The sequence below is a fragment of the Cryomorphaceae bacterium genome (assembly GCA_017798125.1).
Classification (GTDB): domain Bacteria; phylum Bacteroidota; class Bacteroidia; order Flavobacteriales; family ECT2AJA-044; genus ECT2AJA-044.
In genome coordinates this window covers 309742-326432 of the sequence record CP059070.1, presented here as the reverse complement: position 1 = coordinate 326432, position 16691 = coordinate 309742, and the positions used below count along the sequence as shown (strand labels likewise).

The following is a 16691-nucleotide window of genomic DNA, read 5'->3' as shown; positions in this document are numbered from 1 at the left end:
GCGCCGCAAAAAAGCGTGATGAGTGGCTGTGTTTTGTGACGAATGGTGGCCTTCAGGGACGAGTGGTGGCCTTTAGGGACGAACGGTATGCTCCAGCAAGCCCTTTATTTCCGGCGCCTTACGGCGCGATACAGGAATCGACACCTCCGAACCAGCGAAGTGAAGTTGAAGGCCTTGGCTGTTTCCCGTGACCGTTTCAACGCGATCCAAATTGGCGGCAAAGCTGCGGTGAACCTGCTCCACGGAAGGGTGATCCGATAACTGATCCAATACCTCTCGGAGGGTCGAGCGAATCAATTCTTTGTGGACCACATCTTTTCGCTTGTATCCGACAATGACGTAATTCCCTTCCGCCTCCAAATACAGCAATTCTCCCGTTTTCAATTCTAGGCGTTCGTTGTCGTTCTTTCCTTCGATGAGAATGGGGGAGTCGTCGGGTTCTTGGGGAGCCGTGGGCTGAATATTATCGGCCTGTCTCTTGTAGCGTTCGTATAGTTGTCTCTGTCGGAAGGCGATGCCGAAGGTAATGGGCATAAGGCCGATTCCGATGGTGTAGGCAGACATCCGGCCGTAGGCCGACCAACTCAATTCCGTACTCGTCCAAAGAAGGAGGTACATGTAGTTTGCCGTGGCAATGAACCAGACGTTGTAGAGGATAAAGAGCAGTTCTCGGCCGATATTCCAGGTGCGCTCCCGAAACAGTTGAGGGAAAAGGGACGGAAAGATTCCGTCATTAATCACGGTGGATAAGAAAGTGACCAGACCGAACCCCCAAAGGAGGTAATCGTATTTCCGGTCGACTTCGTACAGGCCAAAGGGTCGGAAAAAGACCAAGAAGGCACCCACGAAAAAGCCAAAGATGAGTCCCTGGCGCATGGCTTTAAACCATCCAATATGAAGTGGATAGGGTTGAGCGAAATATGCGAGCAGGGCTTTCATTAAAGCCAAAGGTAATCCTTACGCGTTTACGTCAGTCTTACTGACGAACAATGCGGTCAAAGGCGTGCCATCCCTCACCACGCAACTCCATCATGTAGACTCCGGAGCGCAAGTGGTGATCAATAGTAATCGTTTGTTCCGCGCCTGTCCACTCGGTAGATCTTTCAAGAACCACGCGTCCTTCCATGTCGTACAACACGAGCGCACCTTTTCCAGCTGCAGGAGCGGTCAAAGCGACATTGAAAATATCGTGTGATGGTTGAGGGAAAATGGTCATGTCCAAATTGAGACGCTCTTCCACGGAAACACCCCCATTGTACAGGGCAGTAAACGATTGGAAGTAGAGGTCCGTTAAGATGGGGTTCTCAATGATCAATGTATTCTCGTCGTTTGAGTTTTCGGCGCTTGAAGACCAGTTGTGTGAACCGGTCAGAATCTTGGCGTCGAAGAACCGATCGTAATCAATGATGATGTACTTGTGGTGCATGATGTTGGAAACCGCAGAAGCGTCCACTACTGGAATCCCAGCATCGATCAAAGTTTGGTATTCGCCGCCTTGGTCATTGATGTTTTCAATGATTCCTTGAACGGACTTTCCGAACTGTCCATTTACATCGATCAAGGCATCGGCACATTCATCACGGGTGAAGGTCATCACCGCAAAGTCCGCTCGTTCTTGAGTGGTCTCGATGGTCTCGACAATCTTTCCAGTGACTCCGTCTGAAGGGGAGAAGTAGCACTGAGTTGGGATGCCTCCAATCTTGAATTGATGCGGAGTATTGTCCAGTTTGTCTGCTCCCCATTTCGCGTTGCTCGCGTTCGGAGTGGCTTGTGAACCACCCCACATCTCGTCCATTTCAAGCTCATAGGTGCGAGCCAAACTTTGGTCTTGAATGATGAGTAAGTCATTGGGATCGTCAAAGAGCTGCCCTGGAGTCCAGTTTGTGGCACCGGTGAGTACCCAACTGTTGTTGACATCGTCGGCATCCACCACCACAAATTTGTTGTGCATGATTCCCGCTTGTCCATCCGGACGTTCCAGCACAGGAACCGATGGGTTTAAGTCGTTCAAGATGTTGTTGAGGTTTCCTCCTTCATAGAGGAAGCGCACCCGAACTCCTCGATTTTGTGCGGCATTGATGGCATTTGCGATGAGCTGGTTATCTGCGTTGTAAATCGCAATATCCAAAGTGTTCTGAGCTCTGTCGATATAGGCTGCAATAGTATCGTTGAAGTATCCATCCAAGGTAATGGCCGGATCGTAGAGCGCAACGCTGGTATCCACTAAGGTGTTGAAGTACACCATCATCGCTCCGGTACTGTTGGACTCGGTGGCATAGGCGCCTAGATTCCCCCAAGCGGTGTCGCTACCACTAACCGAATATGGTTGAACGTAGTATATGGTCCCAGCAGTCAAGCCGGTCAAGCTGATGACGTGGCCGGTGTTGGATCCACCGTTGTTGATGTCTCCCAATTCCAAGGCTGGAGTCAATCCGTATCGCACATTGGTAGATCCATTTGAGCTGGTTAGCCAGGACAAATCAAAACCGCTGGTGCTGAGGTTGTCTTGTTCGACACCGCTGGCGAAGACAATAGAGCTTCCGAAAATCAAGTCGCTAGTGTCTCGAGGTAGTAGCTGATATCCTCCAAAACCAGTAAAGGTGAATTGGCTCATGATGCCCACCATGTCCAAAGACCCTAGAGGTACTAATTCACCCAATAGAGGATGCCCATTACGAACATAGATGGTTCCCACATTTCCTCCAGCATCGGAGAAGTTATAGGTTCCTACCGAAAAAGTTCCCCCACCATTGGTGAAGGTAATTCCGTTTACGCGGACCAATTGTCCTTCGTAGGGCTCGTCCATTTGAGGGACTGTGATGACCACAGGGGCAGGGATTGGGTTTCCTGAGCTGTGTACCGTATAGCTGGTAATGGGATCCACTTCGAGGAGGCCGTTGTAGTCTTTGAGTGGACCTGTTATGCTCACGCTGTCTCCAGGGTTTACAGAGAATGGCACGGACCCAGAACCGGGGTAACAAGCGATACCTGCAGTGGCATCTTGTACATAACGAATAATCCCGAGCTCATCGCCGTGTGTCACAATTCCCGATACCGTAACCACAGTTCCGATGGCTTGCTGGCGAGCCGTAGCAATGTCCTGAGCGCTGACCGCTGCGCTGATCAAAAGTGCGAGGAGGAAAAATCTAGAACGCATATGTAATAGAGATATTAAATCGGCGTCCTTGTCCGAAGAAGACACCGGCTGAGTTTGCATTGAAGTCGTTAGAGTTGATACTAAGAACGTTTCCGTCGTTGTTCTGCGCATCGGAAATGTATTGAAGGTCGAAGAGATTCAGCACCGAACCGCGCAGACTTAAAGACTGCTCACCAAAGTTGAATCGATATCCTCCGTGAAGGTCAAAAAGCATGTAGTCTGGAATCTGCCAAGAATCGCGCCCTGCATTGGAACCGTTCAAGGTCAATGGGTCAAAGTCGGCATAGTAGCGATCGAAATAGGTTCCGCGAAGGCGGATATAAGCACCGCGAACAGGCTCGTATTCCAAGCTAAAACCAAACTGCGTTTGTGCAGCGTCTCCTACATGAACACCGCGTGCATCGAAATACACCACAAATTCTTCTCCGGTGTTGGGGTCGATTACGGGATTGTTGTCGTCGTCCGTCACCCGAACACTGTCCGTGCTTTGCCAGGTCCAATCGCCCAAGCTGACCAATCCTTGGAAGGTCCATTTGGGTAAGAACTCATAGGCAAAGTCGAATTCAATTCCCATGTGAACGGCGTCCATTCCATTAATGTTGGTCCGGAACAGCTCATCATCGATAATGACCGATGGAGCTCGCGGCGCAGGTCTGTTGTCCCAGCGCGTGTAGTAGCTGTTCATGTTGATCGAAAAGCGATCGGAACGGAAGGCATATCCCAATTCCGCAGCGCGGATCACTTCGTTCTCGATGTTTTGGAATTTCCGGTTGTCGAAGTAGAAGACGTTAGAGAATCTTGGGGCTCTGGAAAGGTATCCGATGTTGGCGTACACACTGTTGCGTTCGTTTATGTTGTACTTGGCTCCCGTTTTGAAGGTAAAGCTTGGGATCCAAACCCAATCCGTTGTGGCGAATCGCGTCTCTTCCGAGTTAGTGTGGTAGAACTGGCCGTTGTACTCGATGGTGTCTTGATATCCTATGGCTTCTCGCATGGTCGTGTCGCTGAGGACGAGGTCTTTTTTGCGGAAGTAGTCGATTCGTTGGAATCCGCTCATGGATGCCGATACATTAACGAATGCGGCCCAGAGTCCTTCTTTGTACTCTAGCTGATAAAAACCGCCTCCCCAGTTCACCTTGGCGTCGTTGTGGTAGCTGATTTTATCTCCTTCTCGGCGCACCGGCGAAGCGGCGTTTGAGTTGGAATTATCCACGTAGTAATCCCCACCGAGTAAGTCGTAGACCTCACGGTAGTGCTCCCCTACATAAGAGCGAAAGTCCAGTCCACCGCTGTGGATGAATCGATCGCTTTGGTTGTAGGTAAAGGTGCTCACCCATCCCCACCAGCGGTGATTGTTGATGGAGCTTCGTAAAATGTCACTCGACTTGTGCTCCGTATCGGAGTAGGTAGGATCAATACTGAATGGGCCAAAGGCGTTGGCGTCATAGATTCGCTGAAAATCAATACGCCCTTGCTCGTCTCTGGGCGGCGAACTGTCTGACAAACTCGTTCCGCCACCATTTCCTAAGGAAAGGTAGAGCACATTGGACCAATACACTTTGTCATTAATGCGCCAGAAGTCTTTCAGGCTGAACTGTGGCTTGTGGTAGTAGTTCTTTCGTTCCGTGACGCGCTCTTCGCCGTTGCGAATGGTGTCGTTGTCGATGATGTCGTAGCGATCTAGAAGACCCCAATGTTGGTTGTATCGGATGCCGTAATTCAAGGCGTCCGTGGTGTCGACAAAGTTCTCGAGTGCTTGATTGTAGCTGTCTCGATCCTCACCAATACCCTCCAAGGCTTGATCGAGGTCTTCATCCGCAATATCTCCTTGGTTGTGGGCCACCATGACGTTGTACAGATCCTCGGACCCTTCAAAAAGGTCGCGTCCGTATTGCGCATCGTGATCTGGGATCGACATTTTCCAACTGCGCTGCGCGTGTTCTTGAGGAGCGCCGAAACCGGTTAAGCTGATGTTGTGGTTGCCGAGCTGCTTGTCAATCTTGAAGTAGTAAAACCAGCCCTCAGTCCAGGTATTATCCACCCAGCCATCGCCCCGTTTGTACGATCCGGCAAAGGTGAATCCCCATCCGTTATCGAGTCGCCCGCTGTTCACGCCGACCGTCGTTCTCAAGAAACCATTGTTTCCCGCTTCTTGCTTGACCCGAAAGCTTTTCTTTTGCTCAATGCCCTTGGTCAATATGTTGATGGTTCCCCCAACAGATGGTATGGCCAATTTGGAGGCACCCAGACCGCGCTGCACTTGCATTTTTTGGGTAATCGCATCCAGTCCAAACCAGTTGGACCAGTAAACCCAGCCATTTTCCATGTCATTGACCGGTACTCCGTCAATCATCACGGCAACATTTCGCTGACTAAATCCTCGAATGTTGATCCGCGCATCTCCATCTCCACCACCTTGTTGCGTAGCGTAAATTCCAGGAGTGGAATTCAACACCATAGGAAGATCCTGCGAGGCCAATTCGCGCTGCACTTGCTTGGGGGTAATATTGGAGAAAGCCACAGGCGTCTCCCGAGCGATGGCTACATCGGCAACGACCTCTACTTCAGAGAGGGTAGTGGTTTTGAGGTTGATTTTTAGATCAACCGACTTTCCGGCTTGAACGGTTACCGTACGTTCAAAGGTCTCGTAACCCACATAACTGAACTGTAGGGTATAGGTGCCTGCAGCTAGATCTAACTCAAAAGCCCCGTCTAAATCGGCGGCAATCCCTTGCCCCGGACCGTAAATGATATTGGCCCCAAGAAGGGTTTCGCCGGTAACGGCGTCTTTAACGACACCTCGAACCGTTCCGGTCTGTGCAAATACCGAAAAGGATAAAATCAGGAATAGGGAGGAGATCCAATGCTTCATAACCAAAGACAAAAAAAGCTAGTAGGTTTCGGCCTACTAGCTTTTGATTTTGCTTATTCCTCCATTATTGGAGGATGAATTTTTTCGTGACGGTTTGTCCGTTGCTCAATCGAGCTTCTACAAAGTACACACCTGCTTCGCCGTTCAGGCCAACCAAGGTCAAGCTTTGCTCAGGCTGAGTCATTCGGCCTTCAGCAACAAGCTGTCCAACCAAAGAATAAACAGTGTAAGACTCAATGCGGTCCGATGCCGTCAAGGTCAGAGATGTACCCGCCTTCACAGGGTTCGGATACAAGCTCAAGCTCGCTTTTGGAAATTCGGCAACCGAAATGAAATTCGGGTCACACGTACACTCGTGCGCTCCAAGTCCATCCCAAGTATCTTGTGGAAGTGAGTCGTACTCTACAGCAGGGTTAAATAGTGCAGGGTTTGCCGTAACACCTTGCTCAACCGTTGCTTTACGCACCATGGTGTGGTTACGCGTCCACCATCGTCCTCCGTTGGCATCCGTAAAGTTCGCAGCCGTATCTGTCGTCCAAGCACCGCCTGGATCCTCTCCAACTTTTCCAAAGATGTCCACGATGGTTGCGCCTTTCTCAATGGTCAAGGCATCGTCACCGTTAAAATAACTCGGTGCTGGGTAATCATTGTCCAAGATATCGGCCAATGCCTGCAAAGCAGGGTCACAGGGAGGTGAGGTAGATCCGCCACCTAAATCAACCGTATCGGTTTGGCCATTGGCAATAATGATCACATCATACGGCTGGATGGTTCCGCTCAAGGTCAGGACGTCCGGATTGGAAGTTCCTCCGTTCGAATAACGCTTGAACGTGTACTGACTAAGGTCAATTGGATTGGGTGTCGGATTGTAGATTTCGACACATTTACTGTTTCCTGAACCTTCGACGTATTCAGAGAAAAATAAATCGCTACACTGCGCTTGGGCACCCCAAGCAGTAGCGACGATCAACATAGAGAATAAAGCTTTCTTCATAAGGCCTAATTTAAGGATTACAAAGGTAATATCTATCCTCTGGCCACCGATCCTTCCCTATATTAACCAAAGGTTAAGTTCTATTGTACCATAACCTTATTTTGGGCACCTGATTCGTGCACCAAAATGTACACCCCGCGGCTTGGTGCTTCAATAGTTTTTGAGCGAGTGCCTTGCGGCACGATGTATTCGCCCACAACCCGGCCCTGAACATCCATCAAGCGGTAAACCCCTTCAGGACCTTCAACAGTAAATGATCCATGGCTGGGATTCGGATAGACATTCAAGCTCAAGTTTTCGGGCTCGTCGAGACCAATGGAGCCGTATCGCGCATCTCCGAAGGCACTGTTGTCGCACTCAAGCTCGATGTAGTATCCGTTTAAAGCGACATTGGTTGCCACCTGGCCAGCTATCGCGTCAATGGAGATCAGTCGGTTTCCGCTGTTGTTATCCACACCGGTAAAGACATACGTCGAGGTCGCGTGGTCATAAACAGAAGCACTGGGGGTCAAACCAATTAGCCCTGTAATGGTATCTAAGACGGAGTATGTGTTCGTGGTGAGATCGTATTCGACAAAACCCAAGATGTTGACGTTGTTGTCGCGATACAAGCCGTATAGCTTTCCGAGGTTGTGATCGTATTCCCAATCGTTGAAAAAGGTATTCGCTGGATTGGTCATCGGTGCATTTTGCAAGATGGCTCCAGTGAGTACATCAATCACATACATACGCGCTACACCAAGTGAATCGCGCCCTTCAAAAATGATTTGAGCACTATCACTGTTGAAGGTGGAAGACCCTACAACTACAGCGCCGATTTCTGGAAATTGAAACAGCTCCGTGACATTCCCGGTAAGGGTATTGACGGCCAAAAGGCGCGTGCGGTAATCCGGAACGGGACCTGTAGTGTCCACGATGTAACCGCCCAAGCCGAAGAGTTTCTGCTGTTGCATATCATATTGATACTCGTTGACCGTTTCTCCTAAAGCTGGTGTATTGATGACTCCACCATTGGCGACGTTGAAACGGAATACGCGAGTTTGAGCTCCAGTAGTCAAATCTGGCCCTGAGAAGATGTATTCTTGATTCGCTTGGTCAAAGGTAGAGGAGCCAAGAACGACGGCATTGACGTTCTGGATGCTGTCGATGGTGATGGGTAGACCAGTGGTCAAATCCATCTGTGCAATCGGCACTGTGGTGGCGTTGCCCCAAGGGCCTTGACCGGCGCGCCAGATGCCGTAAATTTTGGGGGATTGAGCCCATCCTGCCGTGAGGCAGAAACAAATTAGGAGGAGGGAGGAAGTAAGTTTCATTTGCCTATTTTTGTGCGCTAACGTTGAATTTTGACGAAGACTCTAGTTACCATACCAACCTATAATGAAGCCGATAATATTCGGGCGATCATTGAGGCCGTTTTCGGACTGAATCAAGGTTTTAACATACTGATTATCGACGATGGATCTCCGGATGGAACCGGAGATATGGTCGAAGAAATGCAGTCTGAATTTCCTGATTCTCTACACCTTATACGCAGAACAGGCAAGAATGGTTTGGGTACTGCATACATAGCGGCATTTCGATGGGCTTTGGAGCGCGATTACACCCATATTTTTGAAATGGACGCGGACTTCTCACACGATCCCAAGGACCTTCCTCGTCTGCTTCAGGCATGCACCGAGTACGGCGCTGATGTCGCCATTGGGTCGCGTTACGTCAAAGGGGTTAATGTGGTCAACTGGCCCATGAGTCGTGTTTTGCTCTCCTATTTTGCTTCGAAGTACGTCCGTATGGTAACGGGACTCCCCATTGCCGACAGTACAGCAGGTTTTAAGTGCTACCGCAGAGAAGTCCTGGAGACCATCAACTTGGATAAAATTCGCTTTGTGGGCTATGCGTTTCAGATTGAAATGAAGTTCACGGCCTGGAAATGCGGATTCGAAATCGCCGAGGTTCCGGTCATCTTTACGGAACGAAAATACGGGGAGTCAAAAATGAGCCGAGGAATTTTTACAGAAGCCATCTTTGGTGTAATTTCAATGAAGATTGGCAGTTGGTTCAAGAAGTACCCACAGAAATAGCATCATGGAAATATTGCTGAAAAATGCACGCATGATCAACGAAGGTCAAATCACTGAAGGTGACCTCTTGATCAAAGGCGATCGCATTGAACAAATAGATACCCATATCTCACCGCGTAATGGAAATGTCCGAGTCGTCGACCTCGAAGGACGTTACCTCATGCCGGGAATCATTGACGATCAGGTTCATTTCCGCGAGCCCGGACTGACCCACAAGGGCGACATCGCATCCGAATCTCGCGCGGCCGTCGCCGGCGGAATCACCTCCTACATGGAGCAACCCAACACCAAGCCAGCGGCTTTGACCCAGGAATTGTTGGAGAATAAATACCAGCGCGCTGCTCAGGTCTCCCTGGCGAACTACAGCTTCAACATGGGGGTGAGTGAGGATAATATTGAAGAGGTCCTACGGACCGATCCAAGGCGAGTAGCAGGGATCAAGGTCTTCATGGGTTCGAGTACCGGAAATATGTTGGTCGAGGACGAAAAAGTCCTGAACCGCTTGTTTTCTGAAGCCCCGACAATGATCATCACCCATTGCGAAGACGAGGCCACCATAAAGGCCAATTATCAAGCTGCGGTGGAAAAGTACGGCGAGGACATTCCCTTTGATCAACACGGGATTATTCGAAGCGAGGAAGCGTGCTATAAGTCGAGCAGTTACGCCATAGAGCTGGCCAAAAAGCACGGGTCTCGACTGCATGTTTTTCACTTGAGCACAGCCAAGGAAACAGATCAGTTTACCAACAAGATTCCTCTAAAGGACAAGTTGATTACTTCCGAGGTCTGTATACACCACCTGTGGTTTTCGGATGAGGAGTACGCCGAAAAAGGGGCCTTCATTAAATGGAACCCGGCGGTGAAAACAGCAGCGGACCGTGAGGGCTTGTGGAAGGCGCTACTCGACGATCGCATTGACGTGATTGCCACCGATCACGCCCCGCACACCCTCGAAGAAAAGCAGAACAAATACGGCAGCGCGCCCTCAGGAGGCCCTTTGGTGCAGCACGCACTTGTTGCCATGTTAGAGAATCATCACCGCGGTCGCATCTCGCTGGAGCGCATCGTTGAAAAGATGTGCCACAACCCGGCCATTTTGTTCCGTGTCGAAGAGCGTGGTTATTTGCGAGAAGGGTATAAAGCCGACCTATGCGTTTTTGATCTTTCGAACCCTTGGACGGTCAATTCGGACAATATTCTCTATAAATGTGGATGGTCACCTTTTGAAGGTAACTCATTCCGGGCTCGTGTAATCCACACCTTTGTGAACGGTCAATGGGTATACCGCAATGGGGCTATTGATGAAAGTGTCCGAGGGGAACGTTTACTTTTTAACCGTGACTAAGGGCTTACTGTATTGGCTATTGCCTTCGCTGATCCTCTTGGGTTGTGCCAAGGAAGAACGACCAGCGGACGTCTTGGGAAAGGCGAAGATGGTGGACGTTATGGTCGATGTTCATTTGGCCGAAGGAATCGAGAAAACGACCATCCTCACCTTGGACAGTACCATCATTTCAGGGCAAGCTGTTTACGACTTCTTGTATGAAAAGCATGGCATTACCGAAGAGGAGTACACGCGGTCTTTTGAGTGGTACAGCGAGCACCTAAAGGAATTTGATGAGGTGTACGCTCGGGTAATTGAGAAGTTGAATCAAATGGAAGCTACTCGGCAGCAAATCCGCGATCGCTAGTTTTTTGGAAAGTGCTTCGCTGTCTCTTGGATGGTCTCTTTGAGTGACCGAAACGTAAAGCCGAATTCTTCTTTAATTTTTTCGCTGCCGTACCGAACGAATTGTTGTGCGGTAGCAGCGGTCTCCTTAGTCACCATAGGCGACTTTCCAGTTAGCCTTGACCGAAGCCATTCGATCCGCCAAACCACATTGCCCAACCAAGCGGGCGTATTGATATGCGGTGCTCTCACTCCTAGCCCTTCGGCTATCCAAGTAAAGACTTCCTGGTAGGATCGATTTTCCGCGGACAGCACAAAGCGTTCATTTTCCAAATCACTGGAGGCAAGTGTCACAAGGGCGCTCGTCACGTCCCGCACGTCTACGAAGCCATTGATGCCTTTCGAGTAAAATGAAAAGCCACCGGCAATACTGGAGAAGATCTTAGATGACCCTGCCTCCCAGAAGCCTGGTCCTAGGATGATGCTCGGATTCACCATTACAGCGGGAAGACCTTCTTGAGTCCCTTTCCATACTTGTTGTTCAGCAGCGTACTTGGAGATGGCGTACTGCGAATTTTCAGGTCCCGATTTCCAGCTCGTAGATTCGTCGATTTTGTCTCCGGTCTCGCTTCTTCCAAGGGCTGCAACGGAACTGACGTAGGCCAATTTCCGAACGCCACAGGCGAGTGCCGTGTGAACGATATTTGCCGTACCCTCTTCGTTGACCTTGAATAGGCGATCGCGGTCTCTGGGGTCAAAACTGACGAGTGCTGCGCAGTGATACACGAGATCAACCCCTCGCATCGCGTCTTCGAGAACGCCTAAGTCCGAAAGATCTCCACGAATCCACTCGATCTTATCAAACTGCTCCTGAGCACTTCCGGAGTACAACTCAAAGACTTCGAGCACATGGTTTTTACGTGCTTCAGAACGGTACAGGGCCCGAATTTTGGGCGCCCCTGGGTTCTGAACTTGAGCAAGTTCGTAGAGCAGATGGCTACCCACCAATCCCGTACCTCCGGTTACGAAAATCATGCGACTAAATTACATTAAATTTGCGCCCTAAATCGACCCGATAATGAGCGCGTTTATTGAAGAATTGAAGTGGCGTGGAATGATCCACGATGTGATGCCAGGAACGGATGAGGCACTAGATACTCCCGGCCGATTGGGTTATGTAGGGTTTGATCCTACTGCCGAATCCCTGCACATTGGGAACCTTGTGCCCATTATGCTTTTGACTCATTTTCAGCGCGCAGGTCATTGTCCGGTAGCCTTGGTTGGTGGCGCAACGGGTATGGTTGGAGATCCTTCTGGAAAGAAGGCGGAAAGACAACTCCTCAGTGAAGAAGTTCTTCAGCGAAATATCGCTGGAGTGCAGGCGCAGCTGCAGAAGTTTCTCTCTTTTGAAGGAGAAAACGCGGCTCAAATTGTCAATAATTACGACTGGTTTAAGGACTTTTCGCTGCTCGATTTCCTCCGGGACGTTGGCAAGCACTTGACCATTAACTACATGATGGCGAAGGACTCCGTGAAATCAAGGCTGGAGACCGGATTGTCCTTCACCGAATTCAGCTACCAGCTCATTCAGGGCTACGATTTCTATCACCTCAAAAAAGAAAAGGACTGCATCCTGCAGATGGGAGGATCGGACCAATGGGGAAATATCACCGCAGGGACAGAATTGATCCGCAGAATGGATGCTGGGGAAGCATATGCGCTGACCTGCCCACTCATTACGAAAGCAGATGGATCCAAATTTGGAAAATCAGAAGGCGGAAATATTTGGCTTGATCCCAACTTGACCTCTCCGTATAAATTCTATCAGTATTGGTTGAATGCTGCAGATGAAGATGTTCCCAAATGGTTGCGCATTTTCAGTCTTAAAGGCAGAGAGGAAATAGAGGCTATAGAAGCGCAACATGCTCAAGCGCCTCATATGCGCTTGATGCAAATTGCACTGGCAGAAGAGTTGACCATCCGTGTGCACAGCGAAGAAGAGCTCAAAAAGGCTCAGGCGGCTTCAAAAATCTTGTTTGGCAAATCAACACAGGAAGAGTTGGTTCAATTGGATGAGGACACTTTGTTGAGCGTCTTTGAAGGGGTTCCTCAGTTCGATGTATCGCGCAGTGAATTCGCAGTGAATATTGTGGATCTCCTAGCCGAAAAGACGTCTGTTTTTGCCTCAAAAGGCGAAGCTCGACGCATGCTCAAGAGTAATGCGGTATCACTGAACAAGGAGAAGGTTCAAGATTCCTATGAAGTAGGAGAAGGCGACTTGCTCAACAATCGATACCTCCTGGTTCAAAAAGGGAAGAAGAACTACTTTTTGCTTAAAGTAGACTGATCCGGATTCCTTCGTTGGGCGCAGATTCCTCTGGCTCTCTTACTGTACCATCAAATTACATCCTCGAACTTCGGCATTGTCGAATCTTCCGAGAATTTCTATTCCGCCCGTTGGACATGGGCGACCTAAGTCCTGCGTGGCGATAAAGGCGCACGAATAGATGTTTGCGAGATCCATAACGTTGACACCCCCCGTTTTTCCCGGAGGAGCGGGGGAAAGCGGATCCTCGGTATCGCGGAGACTGAGGCGCATCCAGGGAGGCGTACGGAAGCATCGCCCCGTAGGGGCATAGGCTTGTGAAAGTAATTCTGTCATTCCGTACTCCGAATGAATAACCGAGAGATTGAAAGCCTCTTTTAGAATTTGATGGAGCTCGGTTCGGATCATTTCCTTGCGACGGCCCTTCATGCCTCCGGTTTCCATGACCACCGCGTTTTCAGGAAGAGCTATGGGGTATTGCTCGGCTAGATCAAGCAAGGCGAAGGAAACGCCCAGTAGGAGAATTTTTCGGTCCGAGTCGAGGTGCTTGGTCAGCAGGGCTTTTAACGCTTTTAAATCATTTAAAAAGAATCCCGAGTCGGGGTGCTCAGACCGTGAGATCAATCCTTGCGCCATATCGATGAGTGAACTGCCACTTCGTTCGAGGTAGGAGGGCAACAAAGCAAAAACCACATATTCTTTGGGGTCACCGTAGAAGGAACGGAAGGTGTTCAAATAGCTTTGCTCGTACACCTCGAGATCAACGACATGGTGGAGACTCGGAACTTGACCAGTGGTTCCCGAAGAACTAAAGGTTTTGATTGTAGGGAAGCCTGAGGCTTTGACTTCGTGGGCTTTGAACATTTCCACGGGGAAGTAGGGGATGTCTTTTGCACGGTTAATTCGGGCATGATTGACTCCTAGGTGTTTCAAATATTCAGCATAGGGCGGGACCTGTTCTGCTTGCCAATGAAACAGCTCTAGCGCCCATGTGTCTGGTGTTACGTCGTCAGCGCAGCGAAAAAGTTTATTTTTGAAAGCGACGGGGTCCATGCAAACGATAGGGCCTAAAAGTCCGTTACTATGAATATGAAGTCAAGTTCAAAGGTAGTACTAACTGCGTTGATTGCAGCGATACTTGGAGCGGGTTGTTTGCGGACCGAGGAGTATCCTCCCGAGCCGATCATTACCTTCGACGGCTTCATGTTGGTCGATTCTGTGGATCAATTGGGTAATGAAAATACCTATTGCATTGTGACCATTGGCTTTACCGACGGTGATGGTAATGTAGGACTTCGCGAGAGCGATACCACAGGCCGATTCCATCCGGACAGCTTGTATTACCACAATTTATTGGTCGATTACTACGAATGGAATGACACCACAGGGAGTTTCGATTTAATCGACGATCTGGATCCTTCTTTTAGCGCGCGTATTCCTTATTTGACTCCGGAAGGAAAGAACAAGACACTGAAAGGCGAAATCGTTTATGACATGAATGTTTCCTTCACGGGAAGTGATACCATTCGTTTCGATTTTCGATTAGTGGATCGAGACTTTACCGAGAGTAACTTGGTTGAGTCCCCCGCAATAATTATCAATTAAGCTTCTAGGACAATGGCCTCCGATACGTCGAAGGCATGGTCGCCGATCTTTTCCAAGCTGTGGATGAGGTCGTTGTAGTACATCCCAGAATGAATGGGGTAGAGTCCCTTTTCGATGTTCTCGAGATGCTCATTGCGAAGTTGATTTCTCAATTCGTTGATCTCTTCTTCCAAGTCTTTAGCCTCGGTCAAAGAGACCTTTTCGTAGTCCTGGTTCAGATTCTTTGTCATCAACTCAATAGAGCGCTCCACAGCATGGAACATCTGTTCTGATTTTTGACGCAGTTCTGGGGTGAAGTAGGCCTTTGTTTCCCGACGACGCTCCATGTTCTGCGCAATCTGGTAGCACAAGTCACCAATGGTCTCGAGATCCGAAATGATGCTGAGCATGCTGCGCACTCTGCGCGATGCATCCTTGGAAAGCTCGTTTTCAGAAGCCTTACTCAAATACTTGGCAATCTCCAATTCCATACGGTCGGTCATGTCCTCATACTTGGCGACGCGCTTCAGAAGCTTCTTGAACTTCTTTTCTTCAGTGGCGTGCAACAATTGAGGAACAGCGTCGTAGAGTTTTGCCGTGATCTCACCGAATTTGCTGATTTCTTTACGCGCCTCTATGATGGAGAGTTCTGCCGTACCCATCATGCCGCTGCCAATAAAGCTGAGCTGGAATACTTCGTCATCCACTCCTTTTGCGGGAAGGAATCGAGTCACGATTCGCGCGATAAAGGGCACGAACCAGACGAGTAGAAGTACATTGAGAATGTTGAAGGTTGTGTGGAAGATGGAAAGGGCAATAGGAATGGCGCTGGCTTCTTCCATAGGGCGCGCCCCGACATTTTGAACCTCGTATTGACCGGCGATCAGTCCAGCCGCATTCAATTCTTCCTGGAACGCAATGCGGGCGACCGAATCAATATTGATGTTGTTTTCTGAGGCTTTGAATAGCTCGTAGTGAACATCGAGCCGTTGAGGCTCCGACCAATCCCATGAAACAAAGTCTGCGGCTTCTCCCAAACGAGTAGTCACATTTTGATTGAAGGCTTCTTCTTCTGGGGCTTCATTGAATGAATAAGTTCGTCCTCCTACACCGCTCATGGTCGGGTTGTCCGCCATGTAGTTGTTGATGTTGTTGATGAACAGCGGGAAGGCAATGATCATCCAGACTACGCCAAAAACATTGAAGAGAAAATGCGCGCGGGCAGCTCTCTTAGCATGAACGTTGGCTACCAGTGCCGCTAAATTGGCCGTGATGGTTGTTCCAATGTTCTCACCCATAATCATGGCTGCGGCCATTGGGAATGGAATCCAGCCCTGATAGCACATCACAAGAGTTAGGGCCATGGCTGCCGACGAGGACTGGACCACGACGGTAATAATACTACCGACACCAATGAAGATGAGGGTGGAGAGTACGCCTTTATCCGTATAGTGGCTCAGGAATTCCAGGACCTCTGGATTGGATTGAAGGTCGGGAACACTGCCTTTCAAGAACTCCAAGCCCATAAAAAGTAGGGCAAAACCAATGAGTACTTCCCCCCAAGATTTCACGGTGCTTTTCGAGGAAAACAGCATTGGGAATCCGAACGCAATAATCGGAAGGGCCATCGCTGAAATCTTCACTTTGAAGCCGAAAATAGAGATGAGCCATGCGGTCAAGGTCGTTCCAATATTTGCTCCCATAATTACGCCGATCGACTCTACCAGTGAAAGCAAGCCCGCATTCACGAAACTCACCACCATTACAGTAGTGGCGGAAGAGGACTGAACCAATGAGGTAATGAAGAATCCGGTAAAAACTCCAAACAAGCGATTGGAGGTCATCGCGCTCAAAATCTTGCGCATACGATTGCCGGCAACCTTTTGGATGCCGTCGCTCATAACCTTCATGCCGTAGATGAAAAAGCCTAGGGCACCAACCAACGACAAGAAATCGAAAAGAGAGTAATTCATGACCGCGAATTTGCGAGCAAATATAGGTTTTGGACTAA

Annotated in this window: 13 protein-coding genes; 5 read left to right on the top strand and 8 right to left on the bottom strand. The window is 49.4% G+C overall.

Features of this window, described 5'->3' with window-relative positions; all coding sequences use genetic code 11:
• Window positions 1–72: 72 nt before the first annotated feature.
• From HZ996_01390 to HZ996_01370, 5 genes are all read right to left on the bottom strand, one after another.
• Complete coding sequence (locus HZ996_01390) at window positions 73–939, bottom strand: LytTR family transcriptional regulator (GenBank protein QTN37843.1); 867 nt, start codon at window positions 937–939, stop codon at window positions 73–75.
• 37 nt (window positions 940–976) lie between these two features.
• Window positions 977–3157 carry a T9SS type A sorting domain-containing protein gene (locus tag HZ996_01385; GenBank protein ID QTN37842.1) on the bottom strand — a complete coding sequence of 727 codons (2181 nt, stop codon included), beginning with the start codon at window positions 3155–3157 and terminating at the stop codon, window positions 977–979.
• Window positions 3147–6029, bottom strand: a complete 2883-nt coding sequence (locus tag HZ996_01380; GenBank protein ID QTN37841.1) for a TonB-dependent receptor — start codon at window positions 6027–6029, stop codon at window positions 3147–3149. Before HZ996_01380 ends, HZ996_01385 begins: the two co-directional genes overlap by 11 nt.
• A 64-nt stretch (window positions 6030–6093) precedes the next feature.
• Window positions 6094–7023 carry a lamin tail domain-containing protein gene (locus HZ996_01375; GenBank protein ID QTN37840.1) on the bottom strand — a complete coding sequence of 310 codons (930 nt, stop codon included), beginning with the start codon at window positions 7021–7023 and terminating at the stop codon, window positions 6094–6096.
• A gap of 80 nt (window positions 7024–7103) precedes the next feature.
• On the bottom strand, window positions 7104–8336 hold the full coding sequence (locus HZ996_01370) for a T9SS type A sorting domain-containing protein (protein QTN37839.1): 1233 nt from the start codon (window positions 8334–8336) through the stop codon (window positions 7104–7106).
• A 27-nt stretch (window positions 8337–8363) separates the two neighbouring features.
• On the opposite strand from HZ996_01370, the gene HZ996_01365 reads away from it, so the two are divergent.
• From HZ996_01365 to HZ996_01355, 3 genes are read left to right on the top strand one after another with little or no spacing between them, the layout of a single operon-like run.
• Window positions 8364–9101, top strand: a complete 738-nt coding sequence (locus tag HZ996_01365) for a polyprenol monophosphomannose synthase (protein QTN39982.1) — start codon at window positions 8364–8366, stop codon at window positions 9099–9101.
• A gap of 4 nt (window positions 9102–9105) precedes the next feature.
• The gene (locus HZ996_01360) at window positions 9106–10446 is read left to right on the top strand and encodes a dihydroorotase (protein QTN37838.1); all 1341 of its coding nucleotides are present in this window, start codon (window positions 9106–9108) and stop codon (window positions 10444–10446) included.
• Window positions 10439–10792 carry a DUF4296 domain-containing protein gene (locus HZ996_01355; GenBank protein ID QTN37837.1) on the top strand — a complete coding sequence of 118 codons (354 nt, stop codon included), beginning with the start codon at window positions 10439–10441 and terminating at the stop codon, window positions 10790–10792. Before HZ996_01360 ends, HZ996_01355 begins: the two co-directional genes overlap by 8 nt.
• Here the strand turns inward: HZ996_01355 and HZ996_01350 are convergent.
• On the bottom strand, window positions 10789–11805 hold the full coding sequence (locus tag HZ996_01350) for an NAD-dependent epimerase/dehydratase family protein (protein ID QTN37836.1): 1017 nt from the start codon (window positions 11803–11805) through the stop codon (window positions 10789–10791). The two genes, HZ996_01355 and HZ996_01350, sit on opposite strands and share 4 nt — an antisense overlap.
• A gap of 43 nt (window positions 11806–11848) precedes the next feature.
• Between HZ996_01350 and HZ996_01345 the strand changes: the two genes are divergently transcribed.
• Window positions 11849–13117, top strand: a complete 1269-nt coding sequence (locus HZ996_01345) for a tyrosine--tRNA ligase (protein QTN37835.1) — start codon at window positions 11849–11851, stop codon at window positions 13115–13117.
• 39 nt (window positions 13118–13156) lie between these two features.
• On the opposite strand, the gene HZ996_01340 is transcribed toward HZ996_01345, so the two are convergent.
• Entirely contained in the window at window positions 13157–14149 is a 993-nt protein-coding gene (locus tag HZ996_01340; GenBank protein QTN37834.1) for an acyl transferase, read from the bottom strand.
• Window positions 14150–14179: 30 nt separating this feature from the next.
• Between HZ996_01340 and HZ996_01335 the strand changes: the two genes are divergently transcribed.
• Window positions 14180–14701 carry a hypothetical protein gene (locus tag HZ996_01335; protein QTN37833.1) on the top strand — a complete coding sequence of 174 codons (522 nt, stop codon included), beginning with the start codon at window positions 14180–14182 and terminating at the stop codon, window positions 14699–14701.
• Here HZ996_01335 and HZ996_01330 read toward each other — a convergent pair.
• A complete protein-coding gene (locus HZ996_01330; GenBank protein ID QTN37832.1) occupies window positions 14698–16653 on the bottom strand; it encodes a Na/Pi cotransporter family protein in 1956 nt (651 codons plus the stop codon). The genes HZ996_01335 and HZ996_01330 overlap by 4 nt on opposite strands.
• Window positions 16654–16691: the final 38 nt, after the last annotated feature.

Coding starts and splice junctions, on each gene's coding strand:
- HZ996_01350 (QTN37836.1), bottom strand. CDS start 11,805: ATGATTTTCGTAACCGGAGGTACGGGATTGGTGGGTAGCCATCTGCTC.
- HZ996_01385 (QTN37842.1), bottom strand. CDS start 3,157: ATGCGTTCTAGATTTTTCCTCCTCGCACTTTTGATCAGCGCAGCGGTC.
- HZ996_01330 (QTN37832.1), bottom strand. CDS start 16,653: ATGAATTACTCTCTTTTCGATTTCTTGTCGTTGGTTGGTGCCCTAGGC.
- HZ996_01335 (QTN37833.1), top strand. CDS start 14,180: ATGAATATGAAGTCAAGTTCAAAGGTAGTACTAACTGCGTTGATTGCA.
- HZ996_01375 (QTN37840.1), bottom strand. CDS start 7,023: ATGAAGAAAGCTTTATTCTCTATGTTGATCGTCGCTACTGCTTGGGGT.
- HZ996_01340 (QTN37834.1), bottom strand. CDS start 14,149: ATGGACCCCGTCGCTTTCAAAAATAAACTTTTTCGCTGCGCTGACGAC.
- HZ996_01345 (QTN37835.1), top strand. CDS start 11,849: ATGAGCGCGTTTATTGAAGAATTGAAGTGGCGTGGAATGATCCACGAT.
- HZ996_01360 (QTN37838.1), top strand. CDS start 9,106: ATGGAAATATTGCTGAAAAATGCACGCATGATCAACGAAGGTCAAATC.
- HZ996_01380 (QTN37841.1), bottom strand. CDS start 6,029: ATGAAGCATTGGATCTCCTCCCTATTCCTGATTTTATCCTTTTCGGTA.
- HZ996_01390 (QTN37843.1), bottom strand. CDS start 939: ATGAAAGCCCTGCTCGCATATTTCGCTCAACCCTATCCACTTCATATT.
- HZ996_01370 (QTN37839.1), bottom strand. CDS start 8,336: ATGAAACTTACTTCCTCCCTCCTCCTAATTTGTTTCTGCCTCACGGCA.